Source organism: Burkholderia territorii, assembly GCF_001718335.1.
GTDB classification, from domain to species: Bacteria; Pseudomonadota; Gammaproteobacteria; order Burkholderiales; family Burkholderiaceae; genus Burkholderia; species Burkholderia territorii.
Map to the genome: position 1 here is coordinate 1,242,845 of NZ_CP013365.1, position 15,312 is coordinate 1,258,156.

At 68.8% G+C, this 15,312-nt stretch carries 13 protein-coding genes; 6 read left to right on the forward strand and 7 right to left on the reverse strand.

The features are described 5' to 3' along the window. Window positions 1-6 precede the first annotated feature (6 nt). Window positions 7-474, reverse strand: coding sequence for an OsmC family protein (locus WS51_RS05495; RefSeq protein ID WP_059507455.1), 468 nt, complete (start codon window positions 472-474; stop codon window positions 7-9). A gap of 124 nt (window positions 475-598) precedes the next feature. Beyond that, a complete protein-coding gene (gene ftsH, locus WS51_RS05500) occupies window positions 599-2,575 on the reverse strand; it encodes an ATP-dependent zinc metalloprotease FtsH (RefSeq protein WP_060329518.1) in 1,977 nt (658 codons plus the stop codon). Between the two features lie 413 nt (window positions 2,576-2,988). On the opposite strand from ftsH, the gene WS51_RS05510 reads away from it, so the two are divergent. Further along, on the forward strand, window positions 2,989-4,653 hold the full coding sequence (locus WS51_RS05510) for an acid phosphatase (protein ID WP_059773809.1): 1,665 nt from the start codon (window positions 2,989-2,991) through the stop codon (window positions 4,651-4,653). A gap of 96 nt (window positions 4,654-4,749) precedes the next feature. Here the strand turns inward: WS51_RS05510 and WS51_RS05515 are convergent, their stop codons facing one another. Continuing rightward, entirely contained in the window at window positions 4,750-6,246 is a 1,497-nt protein-coding gene (locus WS51_RS05515) for an FAD-dependent oxidoreductase (RefSeq protein ID WP_069228738.1), read from the reverse strand. Between the two features lie 306 nt (window positions 6,247-6,552). Further along, the gene (locus WS51_RS05520; RefSeq protein ID WP_059507734.1) at window positions 6,553-6,762 is read right to left on the reverse strand and encodes a hypothetical protein; all 210 of its coding nucleotides are present in this window, start codon (window positions 6,760-6,762) and stop codon (window positions 6,553-6,555) included. Between the two features lie 452 nt (window positions 6,763-7,214). Here WS51_RS05520 and WS51_RS05525 point away from each other — a divergent pair, with 452 nt between their 5' ends. From WS51_RS05525 to WS51_RS05545, 5 genes are all read left to right on the forward strand, one after another. Beyond that, complete coding sequence (locus WS51_RS05525) at window positions 7,215-7,631, forward strand: nuclear transport factor 2 family protein (protein WP_069228739.1); 417 nt, start codon at window positions 7,215-7,217, stop codon at window positions 7,629-7,631. Window positions 7,632-7,634: 3 nt separating this feature from the next. Next, on the forward strand, window positions 7,635-8,492 hold the full coding sequence (locus WS51_RS05530) for an SDR family NAD(P)-dependent oxidoreductase (protein ID WP_069228740.1): 858 nt from the start codon (window positions 7,635-7,637) through the stop codon (window positions 8,490-8,492). 43 nt (window positions 8,493-8,535) lie between these two features. Then, the gene (locus WS51_RS05535; RefSeq protein WP_059800459.1) at window positions 8,536-9,294 is read left to right on the forward strand and encodes an SDR family oxidoreductase; all 759 of its coding nucleotides are present in this window, start codon (window positions 8,536-8,538) and stop codon (window positions 9,292-9,294) included. A 37-nt stretch (window positions 9,295-9,331) separates the two neighbouring features. Next, window positions 9,332-10,168, forward strand: a complete 837-nt coding sequence (locus tag WS51_RS05540) for an SDR family NAD(P)-dependent oxidoreductase (RefSeq protein WP_059845821.1) — start codon at window positions 9,332-9,334, stop codon at window positions 10,166-10,168. Between the two features lie 78 nt (window positions 10,169-10,246). Then, a complete protein-coding gene (locus tag WS51_RS05545; protein WP_060339925.1) occupies window positions 10,247-11,152 on the forward strand; it encodes an NAD-dependent epimerase/dehydratase family protein in 906 nt (301 codons plus the stop codon). Between the two features lie 131 nt (window positions 11,153-11,283). Here WS51_RS05545 and WS51_RS05550 read toward each other — a convergent pair whose 3' ends face one another. The 3 genes from WS51_RS05550 to WS51_RS05560 form a co-directional block, all read right to left on the reverse strand. Further along, window positions 11,284-13,149, reverse strand: coding sequence for a phosphoenolpyruvate carboxykinase (GTP) (locus WS51_RS05550; protein WP_069228741.1), 1,866 nt, complete (start codon window positions 13,147-13,149; stop codon window positions 11,284-11,286). 525 nt (window positions 13,150-13,674) lie between these two features. Continuing rightward, entirely contained in the window at window positions 13,675-14,451 is a 777-nt protein-coding gene (locus WS51_RS05555; RefSeq protein WP_060024373.1) for a glucose 1-dehydrogenase, read from the reverse strand. A gap of 96 nt (window positions 14,452-14,547) precedes the next feature. Then, window positions 14,548-15,303, reverse strand: a complete 756-nt coding sequence (locus tag WS51_RS05560; protein WP_059507467.1) for an SDR family NAD(P)-dependent oxidoreductase — start codon at window positions 15,301-15,303, stop codon at window positions 14,548-14,550. Between the last annotated feature and the right edge of the window lie 9 nt (window positions 15,304-15,312).

Consider the following 15,312-nt stretch of genomic DNA (forward strand, 5'->3'; position numbering starts at 1 on the left):
GCACGCTCATACGCCGGTCGTCTCGCGGTCGAGCACCGCACCGTTCACGTCCCGCACCGCCACCGAGATCGGAATGCCTGCGCGCATGCTCTCGGTCACCACGCAATACGCATCGAACCGGTCGAGCATGCGCGTCGCCGCCGCGAGATCGGCCCACGCCTTGCCGACTGACAGCGTCACGGCCATCGCGCCCACGCGCACCCTGCCCGCCTCGTTCTGCACCATGTCGACGTCGATGTGCGCGGCGACCGGTTGCGGATCGACGCGCTGTTTCTCGAGCGCGAACAACAGGCTTGCCGCGAGGCAGCTCGCGACGGCCGCGGCCAGCAGCCGGACGGGATTCGGGCCGCGGCCGGCGCCGAGCGGCGGCGGCTCGTCGGTGAGCACCGGTGAAAGCCCGGTGCCGGCAAACGTGACTTCGAAACTGAAACGCGCATGCTGCGCGACATCGACCGATACGTGCGCCTCGCTCATGGCGACTCCGTGACTGAAAAAGAGGAAGCGAAACGCCGGCGCAATGCCGCGCCGGCAAGGTTGGAACGCAGCGACGGTGCGGCGCGATCATGGCCGCCCGCCTGCTGCGCGACACGCTCGCGCTTCAGCGTTCGGGTTCGCGCGGCGGCCCGTATGCGACGAAATCCCGCTCGATCGCCGATGCCTGCTCCGACGCATTCGCGCTCGCGCCAGGCCCTCGATCGGTCGCGGATGGCGCCGATGGCGCGGCGCCAGGCGGCTCGCGCCCGTCGATGAGCGCCTGCAACGCATCGCGCTCGAGCACCTCGCACGCGAGCAGCCGTCGGGCGATCCGCTCGAGCGCGTCGCGCCGTGCCCCGAGCGTCGACGCGACGCGCGCATGCGCATCGGTCAGCAGCGCATGCACCTCGTCGTCGATCATCCGCGCGGTGTGCTCGCTGCAGCGCCCGTCGCCCGCATGCCATGCGCCCGGCATGCCGGTGCGCGCTTCGCCGTCGTCGAAGCTCACCAGCCCGATCCGCTCGCTCATCCCGTACTGCATGACCATATGGCGCGCCATCGCGCTCGCGCGCTCGAGATCGTTCTGCGCGCCCGTCGACACGTCGCCGAACACGAGCTCTTCCGCGACACGGCCGCCGAGCAGCGCATCGATCCGGTCGAGCAGCTCGCTGCGGCGCAGCACGTAGCGATCCTCGGTCGGCACCTGCTGCGTGTAGCCGAGCGCGGCCACGCCGCGCGGAATGATCGACACCTTCTTCACCGGATCGCAATGCGCGCGGCTTTCCGCGACGAGCGCATGGCCGGCCTCGTGATAGGCGATCGTCAGCTTCTCCTGCGCGTTCATCACGCGGCTCTTGCGCTCGAGGCCGGTCAGCGCGCGATCGATAGCCTCGTCGAAGTCGTCCATCCCGATCGCGGGCTTGCCGCGTTCCGCCGCATGCAGCGCCGCCTCGTTGACGACGTTGGCGAGATCGGCGCCAACGAAGCCCGGCGTGCGCGCCGCCAGTTCGCCGAGATCGACGTCGGCCGCGAGCTTCACGCGCTTCACGTGCACGCCGAGGATCTGGCGGCGACCGTTCACGTCGGGCCGGTCGATCGCGATGTGACGGTCGAAGCGGCCCGGGCGCAGCAGCGCGGGATCGAGAATCTCCGGCCGGTTGGTCGCGGCCATGATGATCACGCCCGAGCCGGCCTGGAAGCCGTCCATCTCGACGAGCAGCTGGTTGAGCGTCTGCTCGCGCTCGTCGTTGCCCGACATCGGGCCGACGCCGCGCACCTTGCCGAGCGCGTCGAGCTCGTCGACGAACACGATGCACGGCGCCTTCTGCTGCGCCTGCTCGAACAGGTCGCGCACACGCGCCGCGCCGACGCCGACGAACATCTCGACGAACGCCGAGCCGCTGATCGAGAAAAACGGCACGGCCGCCTCGCCCGCCACCGCGCGCGCGAGCAGCGTCTTGCCCGTGCCGGGCGCGCCGACGACCAGCACGCCCTTCGGAATCTTGCCGCCGAGCCGCTGGTAGCGATCGGGATCGCGCAGGAACGCAACGAGCTGCTGCAGCTCGGCCTTCGCTTCGTCGATACCGGCGATGTCGTCGAACGTGATGCCGGTTTCCTGCTGCACGTAGACGCGTGCGCGGCTCTTGCCCATGCCGGTGAAGTCCTGCAGCCCGCCGCGCTTGCGCAGCATCAGGTTCCAGATGAACACGAACGCGACGAGCGGCACCAGCCACGACGCGAGCGACGTGATCCACCCGGTGTCGGACGTGCCGTGGAAACGGATGCCGGCCGCGGTCAACGTGTCGATCAGCTGCGGGTCCGTCACGCGATTGGTGGCGAAGTGCGGCGGCGTACCCTCCGACTTCACGGCCGCGACTTCGGACGCCGGCAGCATCGCGCCGGCTTGCGGCATCGTCAGCGTGCCGGTGATCGTCGTCGATCCGATCTCGAGATCGTCGACGAGCCGCGCGGCGACGAGACGATGGAAATCGCTGTACGCGATCAGCGTCGACGCCGGACGCAGCATCACCAGTTGCGCGGCGAACAACACGAAGAAGCCCGCCGCGATCAGCAATCCTGCGTAGTCGAATTTCCTGTCCATGGCATCGGGCCGGCCGGTCGCACCGCTGCGCGCTCATGCCGGCCCGTGCGCCGGGCCGGCGCGCGGTATCGGCAGCCACGCGCATACGGGATGCTTCCGCGTCTTCGTCGCCTCGTTTCGTCGCATGAATGACACCGCGAACGCGCGCGATGCGCCGTTCGCGCGGGCGACGCACGGCAGCACGCCACCCATGATTCAAGTCTAGTTCGCGCGCACGCGTCGCGCAGCGTCCGACAAACAGCTTTCATCGACGCGGCCCCGCGCGTTATAGTCGCGTTCATGACATTTTCGTGACAACCGGCGTCGCCCTGCCCGGGTGCGACGCCGGCCGTCGCATTGCGTGCCGCGTCGCGGCAGGCCGCGCGACGCTGCCGCGCATCGAACGACAATCATCCATCCGAGGAGCTCACGACGTGAACGACACACCCGATCGCCCCGACGACCTTCCCGTCGATCCCGACCGCCGCCGCATGCTCGGCGGCCTCGCCGCGCTCGGCGCCGGCGTCGCGCTCGGCGGCTGCGAGACCGCACCGGGTGGCGCGCCGCGCTCCGCCGCCGATCTGCGGCTCGACGAAGCGCTGCGTCGGCAGGTGCGCCACATCGTCGTGATCTATGCGGAGAATCGCAGCTTCGCGAACCTGTACGGCGATTTTCCGGGCGTGCGCTATCCACTGAGCGAAGTGCGGCCCGAGCAGGCGCAGCAGCTCGATCGCGACGGCAAGACGCCGTTGCCCGTGCTGCCGAAGATCTGGGGCGGGCTCGTGCCGCAGGCGCAGGAAGTGGACGGCAAGCGCTACGCGATCGCCGAGCGCGACATCGACAAGCTGCCCAACGCGCCGTTCCGGATCGCCGACGCGCAAGGCAAGCCGCTGCCGAACGGCGTGATCACGCGCGACCTGTGGCATCGCTTCTATCAGAACCAGATGCAGATCGCCGGCGGCCGCAACAACCAGTTCGCCGCATGGGCCGATTCGGGCGGCCTCGTGATGGGCCATTACCGCAATTCCGCCGACACGCTGCGGCTGTGGAATCTCGCGCGGCAATACACGCTGTGCGACAACTTCTTCATGGCCGCCTTCGGCGGTTCGTGGCTGAACCACATGTTCCTGATTTCCGCGCAGCCGCCGATCTATCCGGACGCGCACAAGCATCCGCATGCGGCGAAGCTGCTGTCGAAGGTCGACGGCGACGATCCGGCCGGCACGCGGCTGACGCTCGCCGCCGATTCGCCGGCCTCGGCGCTCGACGGCCCGCCGAAGTTCGCGGTCGACGGCCCGCTGACACCCGACGGCTACGGCGTCAACACGATGGCGCCGCCTTACCAGCCGAGCTACGTGCCGCCGGCCGATCCCGGCAACGCCGCTTACGCGGATCCGGCCGACCATCGCGTGATTCCGCCGCAAGTCCATGCGACGATCGGCGACCGCCTGTCGGAAAAGAATATCGACTGGGCGTGGTACAGCGGTGCATGGCAATACGCGCTCGAGCACCGCGACACGGGCACGGTGCCGGACTTCCAGTACCACCACCAGCCGTTCAACTACTTCGCGAACTATGCGCCCGGCACCGACGCGCGCCGCAAGCATCTGCGCGATGCGGGCCTCGGCGACGAGCCGTCGACCAATCACTTCATCGCCGACATCGATGCGGGCCGCCTGCCGGCCGTCGCGTTCTACAAGCCGCAGGGCAACCTGAACATGCATGCGGGCTATGCGGACGTCGAATCCGGCGATCGCCACATCGCGAACGTGATCGAACGCATCCGGCGCGGCCCGCAGTGGGCGAACACCGTGATCGTGATGACGCACGACGAGAACGGCGGCTGGTGGGATCACGTCGCGCCGCCGGTCGGCGATCGCTGGGGCCCGGGCTCCCGGATTCCCGCGCTCGTGATCTCGCCGTTCGCGAAGAAGGGTCATGTCGACCACACGATGTACGACACGAACTCGATCCTGCGCTTCATCAGCCGCGTGCACGGGCTCGCGCCGCTCGACGGCGTCGCCGCGCGCGACAAGGCGTTCGCGTCGCGCGGCGAGACGCCGCCCGGCGACCTGACCAACGCGCTCGATCTCGGCTGACGGTCGTTCGACGTTCGACCGACGTCCGCCCGAACACGACGACGCCCCGGTGCAACACGGTTGCCCGGGGCGTCGTTCTTTCAGGCTCGGGCGGCGCTACGCGGCGCTGCGCAGCGCGTCGCTCGCCGCATGCGCGGCGTGACGCCCGGCCTGCCGGCCGAAGAACGTCGCGTCGGCCAGCGACAGTCCCGAGCTGTACCCGGCGCCCCAGCGCGGCAGCCCGCAGCTCGTGCGGCCGGCCGCGTAGAGACCGGCCACGGGCACGCGCGCCGCGTCGAGCACCTGTCCGGTGGGCAGCGTATCGAGCCCGCCCAGCGTGAAATGCGGATAGAACGCGTAGTCGATCCGGCAATCGAGCGCGACGAACGGCGGCTCGATCAGCGGCGTCAGCCACTTCTTCGCCTTGTGGAACAGCGGATCGACGCCTTCTGCCGCATGGCGGTTGTAGACGTCGACGGTCGCCGTCAGCGTGCCGGCGGGCATCTGCAGGTCGCGTTCGACTTCCTCCCATGTCTCGCCGGCCGCCGCAATGCCGATCCGCGCGATCGCGGGCGGCTCCTGGTAGGTCGCCTGGTCGACCAGCAGGTAGATCCGATCGTCGGCCTGATGGAACGCGTGATGGCCGGTGCGGCCGTGATAGCCGTCCTCGTTGATGAAGCGCTGGCCGCGCGCGTTCACGAAGATGCCGCGGATCAGCGATTCGGGCGCGTAGAACGGCAGGCTGACGAAGCCCTGATCCATGTGGATCGCGGCTCCGCCCGCGCTCTGGCCGAGCAGGATGCCCGAGCCGTCGTCGCCGGGGCTGCCGATCGGTTCGTCTGAGCGCAGCAATTGCGGCGCGTGCCGGCGCACCATGTCGCGGTTCATCGCGAAGCCGCCCGCGCACAGCATCACCGCGCGATGCGCGCGCACGCATGCCGTCTCGCCGTACGCGCGCAGCACGACGCCGCGCACCGCGCGCGCATCGTCGACGATCAGCGCCAGCGCGCGCGTGTCGTAGCGGGTCGACACACCGAGCGCCTGCACGCGCTCGGCCAGCACGCGCATCAGCATCTGTCCGCCGCCCCAGCCCGGCCATTGCGGCGTGTGGCCGCGCGGGCACGGCTTCGCGGCCTCGCTGAACGGCCAGGCCTCCTCGCTGCCCGACCAGATCAGGCAGTCGTCGGTTTCCGGTTCGACGATCCGCTCGGCGATGAACGTGTTCTTGTACGTGAGGCCCTGCGCGACGAGCCAGTCGTGATGCGCGAGGCTCTCGTTCGCGTAGAGACGCACCTTCGCGTCGTCCGCGTCGCGGCCGCCCGCGAGCATCAGGTAGCGGTACAGGTCCTCGGTATCGTCGCTGAAGCCGGCCTGTCGCTGCGCAGGCGTGCCGCCGCTGCCGCCGAGGTAGATCTCGCCGCCGGACAGCGCGCTCGTGCCGCCGTAGCTCGAAGCGCGCTCGACGATCAGCGTGTCTGCGCCGGCGCTCGCGGCTTCGATCGCCGCGCACGCGCCGGCCGCGCCGAAGCCGACGATCACGACGTCGTGTTCGGCATCCCAGCGAGGCACGTCGTGGATATTCAAGGGGCGGGTCAGGGAATAGTCGGATGACATGGGAGCCATGGGTCTGCGTGAAGGGAGTCGATGAAAAGCGGTGGGCATGGCAACGCGTCGCCGGTATAGCCGACTCGCTACGGACGTCGACGCGTTGTCGATGAACGCGCTCGACGGCTGGCGCCTTGCGTCGTGTCGTAGGCCGAGAAGTCTGACGGCATCCGAAAGCCGGACGGGCCGCACCTGCCGCGCGGTGCGCGGCGCAGGTATCGCGGTGCGCCGTCCGGCCGGTCCGTCAGGAGGCCGCCGCATCGCGGTGTCGCCGTGGTGCCCTGGCGCCATCGCGTCGGCACGGCCGCGCCCGCGTCACATGCCGCGCAACGCGGCGAAGCCGAAGTGCGACGGATCGATCGGGACGCAACCGGTCGGCAGGCCGTTCGAGTCGACCGAGCGGCATTGCAGGATGCCGGCCGCGTACGGCGGCGACGGGACCTGCTCGGCGCCGTATCGCGCCATTGCCATGGCCGCGAGCGTGCCGATCGCCAATACGCACAGCTTGCGAGTCGAAAGTCTCATGATCGTCGTCCCCTCCGGTTGGCCGTCGTCGCGGTTCGTGCCCGGCGACTGGCCGCATGCAGCGCCGCCGGATGACTGCACGGTAGCCAGCGCCGGCCCGCCGGCCATCGTCCATTCCGACTAGGGGCAAACGCGAAGCGGGCTCGATGCGGCGTGCCGCGTCGCAGCATTACCGTGCGATCGGCTCGCTTGAATGACCGGCGAGGTGCCTTCCCTGGTCCGTCGCGATGGGTCACCTCGCCGTTCGACCCATGCCGCGCATCCATCGCCGCATCGCAGCATCCGGCGCTGCGCCGTCGTCGCTCCCGGTGTTTTCCCCGATCCTTCCCCTGCTCCGTATGGATGATGAGGATCGACCGGTCCGGTGCGAACCTGCGCATCGACGCCGCAATGCCGCCGCGGCCGCGCGGGCGGCGCGGCAGACGCTTTCCGTTCACTCACGGGAGTACCGCATGACCGATCCGAATGCCTGCCACGCGCTGTACGAACTTGCGTGCCGTTATGCGCAAGCCGTCGACCGGCGCGACTGGCCGCGCCTCGCCACGCTCTTCACCGCCAACGCGCAGCTCGACGGCCCCGGTTTTCGCTTCGACGACCGCGACGCGATCGTCGCCGGAATGAGCGTGATCGAACGCTACGAGACGACCCAGCATCACGTGCACAACCAGCTCGTCACGCTCGCGGGCGGCGAAGCCGATGTCGAGACCTACGGCGTCGCGTGCCACGTCTATGTGCGCGACGGCGTGAAGCGCAAGCTCGACTGGGGGCTGCGCTATCGCGACCGCTGCGTGCTCGACGGCGGCACGTGGCGCTTCGCCGCGCGCACGCTGCACGTCGACTGGTCGCAAGACCTGCCGCTGGAGGGCTGAACGATGCGCTCGCCCCTGCCTCTCGCCGGCCGCACCGCGCTCGTCACGGGCGGCGCCGGCGGCATCGGCGCGGCCTGCGCGCACGCGCTCGTCGCCGATGGCGCGGCCGTCGTGCTGATGGGCCGTCGCCGCGACGCGCTCGAACGCGCACGGCGGCACCTGGTCGACGCCGTGCCCGGCAGCCGCGTCGAGATCCACGCCGGCGACGCCTGCGACGACGCCGATCTGCAGGCCGCACTCGATACCGCATGGGCGCTCGACGGCCGTCTCGACATCGTCGTGCCGACCGTCGGCGGCGCCGGGTTTCGCCCGCTGCTGATGCACGACGCCGACAGCTTCCGCGCGGAAATCGACCTGAACCTGCACAGCGCGTTCGCCGCGATTCGTCACGCCGCGCCTCGGCTCGCCGACAGCGGCGGCGGCGCGATCGTCTGCATCTCGTCGACGGCCGCGCGCATCAATTTCCGCTGGCTGACTGCGTACTGCACCGGCAAGGCCGCGCTCGAAGCGCTGGTGCGCGGCGCGGCCGAGGAGCTGGCCGGCGCGAGGATCCGCGTCAATGCGGTGCGGCCCGGCCTCACGCGCTCCGAAGCCACCGCGCCGATGTTCGACGACCGTGCGCTGGTCGACAGCTTCCTCGAACAGATTCCGCTCGGCACGCTCGGCGAACCGGAAGCGATCGCCCGCGCGGTGCGCTATCTGGCGTGCCCCGAGTCGGGCTGGGTCACGGGCCAGAGCTTCGCGGTCGACGGCGGCCACGAGTTGCGCGCCAATCCGTGCGTCGACGCCACGATCGCGCAGATCTACGGCGCGGCCGCGCTCGATGCGGTGAGGGCCGGCCGTGCGCCGGGCACCGCTTGAGCGGCCGCGTTCCTTCAACACATCACAGGAAATCGACCCAAAGATGAATCGAGTCGCAAACAAGGTCGCGCTGGTCACCGGCGCGGCGAGCGGCGTCGGCCGCGAGGATGCGCTGCTGCTGGCCGCCGAGGGCGCGCGTGTCGTGCTCACCGACATCGACGAGGATGCCGGACGCGCGCTCGCGCGTGAAATCGGCGATACGGCGCTGTTCGTGCGTCAGGACATCGCCGACGAGGACGGCTGGCGGCACGCGATCGCGTCGACGCTCGATCGTTTCGGACGCCTTGACGTACTCGTCAACAACGCGGCGATCTGCCCGGTCGGCTCGATCGAGGACACGAGCCTCGATACCTGGCGACGCGTGCTGCGCGTCAATGCGGACGGCTATTTCCTCGGCTGCAAGTACGCGATCGGCGCGATGAAGGACAACGACACACCCGGATCGATCGTGATGATGTCGTCGGTCGCCGCGCTCGGCGGCCTGCCGATGATGTGCGCGTACACCGGCTCGAAAGGCGCTGTGACGGCGCTCGCACGCAGCGTCGCCGTGCACTGCAAGCGCAGCGGCTACCGGATCCGTTGCAACTCGATCCACCCGGACGGAATCTGGACGCCGATGACCCGGGCGCTGATGCCCGATCTCGACCCGGCCGAACTCGGCATCGGCAACGATCCGATGGCACGCATGTGCGACCCGCGGGACGTCGCGAATCTCGTGCTGTTCCTCGCATCCGACGAGTCGCGCTTTGTGAACGGCGCGGAGCTGCGGATCGACAACGCGCAACTCGTCTCGTCGCTGTGACGCGGCGCATCGCTTTCCCGTTCGAAGGAGTGTCGTGATGATTTCATTTGCCGGCAAGACGGTGCTTGTCACCGGCGGCGGCGCGGGCATCGGCCGCGCGTGCGCGGAAGCGTTCGGGGCGGCAGGCGCGCGCGTCGCGGTGGCCGAGCGCGATCCCGCCCGCGCGCAGGACGTGCGTCAGGCGCTCGAAGCCGCGGGTGTCGACGCGCTCGTCGGTACCGTCGACGTCACGCGCCGCGACGAGGTCGATGCATTCGCGCGGACGATCGACGCACGCTTCGGCGGCCTCGACGTGCTCGTCAACAACGTCGGCGATTTCCTGCAGATCGCCAAGCCGTTCGACGACCATACCGACGACGACATCGCGCGCCTGTTCGACGTGAACCTGCGCCAGGTGTTCGTCGTCACGCGCGCGTTGCTGCCGTTGCTGCGCAAGCGCGGCGCGGGCGGCAGCATCGTCGGCGTGTCGTCGATCGAGGGCTTTCGCGCGATTCCGAACTGCACCGTCTATGCGTCATTCAAGGCCGCGCTGACCGGTTTCACGAAAAGCCTCGCGCTCGAACTCGGGCCGGCCGGCATCCGCGTAAACCAGATCGCGCCGGAGACCACCGAGACGCCGCAGGTGCCCGTGAGCGCGATGGTCGCGGCCGAGCATCGCGCGCACATCCCGCGCTGGATTCCGCTCGGGCGCTTCGGAGCGGCCGGCGACATCGCGGGTGCCGCGCTGTTCCTCGCGAGCCCGCTCGCCGCGTGGATCACCGGCACGACGCTGCATGTGGACGGCGGCGCGCTCGCGGCGGCCGGCTGGTATCGGGACCCGAACGGCTTCTGGACCAACATGCCGGTCGTCACGGGTAACGGCTTCAACTTCTGAACGACGCCGCGCGCGGCTTCATCCGTTCAATCGTCGGTTCAATTCATGCGGCGCGCCTGCGCCGCCCTCGGAGACATCATGAAGATCCTGATCATCGGCGGCACCGGCCTCATCGGCGGCCACGCGGCGCTGCATCTGCACGCGCAAGGCAACGACGTGACGCTCGCCGCGCGCAAGCCGCCCGCGCCGGGCAGCGCGCTCGCACAGTTCGACGTGCTGCTGCGCGATTACGTGGCCGGCAACTTCACGCGCGACGAGCTCGCACCGTTCGACGCGATCGTGTTCGCGGCGGGCAACGACATCCGCCACCTGCCGCCGGGCACCGACGAAGCCGCGCACTGGGAACGCGCGAACGTCGACGCGGTGCCGCGCTTCTTCGCGCTCGCGCGCGACGCGGGCGTGAAGCGCGCGGTGCTGGTCGGCAGCTTCTATCCGCAGGTCGCGCCGGCGCTCGTCGACACGGTGCCGTACGTGCGCTCGCGCCATCTCGCCGACGAACGCGTGCGCGCGCTCGCGTCGCCGTCGTTCGCGGTGTGCAGCGTCAATGCGCCGTTCGTCGTCGGGTCGGTGCCGGGGCTGCACAACGAGATGTTCGCCGCGTACACGGGCTATGCGCAGGGCAAGCTCGCCGGCCTGCCGGTGTACGGGCCGGCCGGCGGCAGCAACTTCATCTCGACGCTATCGCTGTCTGAAGCGATCTGGGGCGCGCTGCAACGCGGCGAATCGGGCAAGGCATATCTCGTCGGCGACGAGAACCTGAGCTTCGCCGACTATTTCGCGGCCTTCTTCCGCGCGGCCGGCAATCCGCAGCCGGTGCCGTCGCTCGATCAGGAGCATCCGCTGCTGCCCGATATCGCGATCTATACGGGGCGCGGCAACGTCGTGTCGTACGAACCCGATCCGGCCGATATCGCGCTGCTGCGCTACCGGCGCGGCGACGTGCAGCGCGCGGTGAACGAGGTGGTCGCGCAGTGCGGCGCGTAAGCGCACGGCCGGCGCGGCACGCACAACGCTGAAACGAAGCAGAAACAAGAACGTCCCGCCGCCGGCGATGCTTGCCGGCGGCGGGACGTTCTTGCCACCACGTCGTTACCAGGTCACGTTGACTCGAATCGTCAGCCGCCGATGCGCTGTTCGATCTTCTTCATCGTGTCGGTCAGCTCGGTCGGCAGACGCAGCTTCAGCGTGTCGAACAGCGCCGCATGCAGCTTCAGTTCGTCACGCCATTCGTCGGCGTTCATTGACGTCACCGCATCGAACTGCTCGCGCGTGAAGTCGAGCCCGTCCCAGTGCAGGTCTTCGTAGGCCGGCGACACGCCGAACGCATGTTCGCCGCCACCGCCCTGACCCTCGAGACGATCGAGCATCCACTTCAGCACGCGCATGTTCTCGCCGAAGCCCGGCCACACGAACTTGCCGTTCGCGTCCTTGCGGAACCAGTTCACGCAGTAGATCTTCGGCAGCGTCGCGCCCGTGCGTTCGAGCTGCTGGCCGAGCTTCAGCCAGTGCGCGAAATAATCGCTCATGTTGTAGCCGCAGAACGGCAGCATCGCGAACGGGTCGCGGCGCACGACGCCCTGCTGGCCGGCTGCGGCGGCGGTCGTCTCCGAGCCCATCGTCGCGGCCATGTACACGCCCTCGATCCAGTCGCGCGCCTCGGTCACGAGCGGCACGGTGGTCGAGCGGCGGCCGCCGAAGATGAACGCGTCGATCGGCACGCCGGCCGGGTTCTCCCAGTCCGCGTCGATCGACGGGCATTGCGATGCCGGTGCCGTGAAGCGCGAATTCGGATGCGCGGCCTTGCGACCGGTTTCCTTGCCGATCTCCGGCGTCCACGGGTTGCCCTGCCAGTCGGTCAGCTTCGCGGGCGGTGTGTCGGTCAGGCCTTCCCACCATACGTCGCCGTCTTCCGTCAGCGCGACATTCGTGAAGATCACGTTTTCCTTCAGCGTCGCGATCGCGTTCGGGTTGGTCTTCACGCCCGTGCCCGGCGCGACGCCGAAGAAGCCGGCCTCCGGGTTGATCGCATACAGGCGCCCGTCGCGGCCGGGCTTCAGCCATGCGATGTCGTCACCGATCGTCGTGACCTTCCAGCCGTCGAAACCCTGCGGCGGGATCAGCATCGCGAAGTTGGTCTTGCCGCACGCGGACGGGAACGCCGCCGCGACGTGATACTTCTTGCCGGCCGGCGACGTCACGCCGAGGATCAGCATGTGTTCGGCGAGCCAGCCCTGATCGCGGCCCATCGTCGACGCGATGCGCAGCGCAAAGCATTTCTTGCCGAGCAGCGCGTTGCCGCCGTAGCCTGAGCCGAAGCTCCAGATCTCGCGCGTATCGGGGAAGTGCACGATGTACTTGACCGGGTTGCACGGCCACGGCACGTCCTGTTGCCCTGCTTCGAGCGGATGGCCGACGCTGTGCACGCACGGCACGAATTCGCCGTCCTCGCCGAGCACGTCGTAGACCTCGCGGCCCATGCGCGTCATGATCCGCATGTTCACGGCCACGTACGGGCTGTCGGACAGCTCGACGCCGACGTGCGCGATCGGCGAGCCCAGCGGGCCCATCGAGAACGGCACGACGTACAGCGTGCGGCCGCGCATCGAACCGCGAAACAGGCCGTTGAGCGTCTCGCGCATTTCTTCCGGCGCGATCCAGTTGTTGGTCGGGCCGACGTCGTCGGGCGATTCGGTACAGATGAAGGTGCGATCCTCGACGCGCGCGACGTCCGACGGATCGGACTGCGCGAGATACGAGTTCGGGCGCTTCGCCGGGTTCAGGCGCTTGAGCGTGCCCTGGTCGACCATCGCCTGGCACAGCGCGTCGTTTTCTTCCTGCGAGCCGTCGCACCAGACGACGCGCTCGGGCTCGGTGAGCGCCGCGATTTGCGACACCCAGTCGATCAGTTTGCGATGCTTGACGAATGCCGGGGGAGCGATCAGCGGGCCGTGCGTCGCTTCGGCCAGATTGGGTTGCGACATGAGAATGTCTCCAGACTATTGGGCGGGGATGGCGGATGCGGGACGAACCCGCGAGATGGGGAATGTGGTCGGAGCGCAGGATGCAGCGACGCGCAAGGCGGGACACGCGAGCGGAGCGCGTATCGATGCCGCGATGCGGGCGAGAGAATGTGATGTCTCGTATGAGTGTGCGAACGCGAGTTTCGCCATGCAAGCAACCTGCCGTACAACTCCATGCCGGCCAGCATACCATCGCCGTTATTGGGCGGGCGTTGCGTTGCAACAAGAAACAATTGTCACGACGCGCCGGCATGCTGCTTGCCAGCAGGTCTTTTTTACTGCGTCGGCGCGTGCGCTTTGGGGACGAAACGGCTGGAACGTCCGCCCTGCAAGGGTCTCGCGAAAACGGAAAAAAACGCGCGACACGTTCGCCTGCGATGCACGCGAACGGTCGCGGCGCGAATTCGTTTTTGCGCTACTCAGGCAAACCCTGAATTAGGTTGCGCACACAAACATCCGTCACGGATGCGTTGTGTGCGGTACCGCTCAAAACGGCGCGCCCGGCAATCCGGGGTAATACGCGCCCGCGGCCATCCCGCCGTCGACGGACAGTTCGGCACCGTTGCAGTACGACGCTTCGTCGCTCGCGAGAAACAGCGTCGCCCGCGAGATTTCGTCAGGCAAGCCGACGCGCTGCAGCGGCACGTGCGTGTAGTGCTTGTTGACCTCGTCGAGCGGCGCGCCGGTCGGGTTCGACATCGCAGTATTGACGCCGCCGGGATGGATCGAATTCACGCGCACGCCCTGGTGGCCGAGTTCGAGCGCCGCCACCTTCGTCAACCCGCGCACGCCCCATTTGCTCGATACGTAGGCGGCCAGCGCGTTCACGCCGCGCAGCCCGTCCACCGACGAGATATTGACGATCGACCCACGCTTCTGCGCGATCATGCGCGGTGCGATCGTGCGGATGCCGACGAACGTGCCAACCAAATTGATCGATACCGCACGCTCGAAATCGCGTTTCGACAATTCGGTGATCGCGCCGAACGTCAGCACGGCCGCATTGTTCACGAGCACGTCGATGCGGCCGAACTGCTCGACGGTCGCATCGGCAACGCGCGCCCAGTTCGCTTCGTCGCTCACGTCCAGCCGCATGAAGCGTGCGGCGTCGCCGAGCTCGCGCGCAAGCGCCTCGCCCTCCGCGTCGAGCACGTCGCCGATCACGACGCGCGCGCCTTCCTCGACGAACAGCCTGCATGTTGCGGCGCCCATCCCGCGCGCGCCGCCCGTGACGATCGCCACCTTTCCTTCCAGTCGACCCATGTCGTTTTCTCCTCGATGCTTTCCGATTCCGGTTTGCCGGCCTCGGCGCGTTGCCACGCGCGAGCGGCCGGCCGTTAATGTGCGGCGCGTTCGCCGTCAGCCCCAGTACGCCTGCCCGCCATCGAGCGGCAGCGTCGCCCCCGTCAGGTATCCGGCGTCGCGGCTCGCGAGGAACACGATCGCGCGCCCGATGTCGTGCTCGCAGTCGCCGACGCGGCCGAGCGGGATCGTGCGGAAGAACGCGGCTGCTTCGTCCGGGTTAGCGTCGACCCAGCCCTTCAGCCCCGGCGACAGCGCATGCGGTGCGACCGCGTTCACGCGAATGCCGTCGGCCCCCCATTCGCATGCCGCCGCGCGCGTGAGCGCGCGAATCGCTTCCTTGGTCGCCGCGTACGCGCCGTAGCCCGACGTATCCCAGCGCACCGCGGCCGACGACGCGAAATTGACGATCACGCCATCGCCCTTCAGATGCGGATGACACGCGCGCATCATGCGCAGCGTCGCGATCGGCCCCGACTCGAGGCCCGCGAGAAAATCCGCGTCGGTCACGTCGAGCAGGCGGCCGAGCGGCACGACCTGCGCGTTGTTGATCAGGATCTGCACGCCGCGAAACCGCTCGACGACCGCATCGACGCACCGCGCGATCTGCGCGGCATCCATCACGTCGCATACGAACGGTTCCGCGACGCCGCCGCGTGCACGAATCGCATCGCAGGTCGCGACCAGCTTGTCGCGCGTACGGCCGACCACGGCCACTTGCGCGCCTTCCGCCGCGAGCGCGTGTGCAACGCCTTGCCCGACGCCCTGCCCCGCACCCGTGACGAGCGCGACCTTGCCTTCGAGAATGCCCATCTGCGCTCC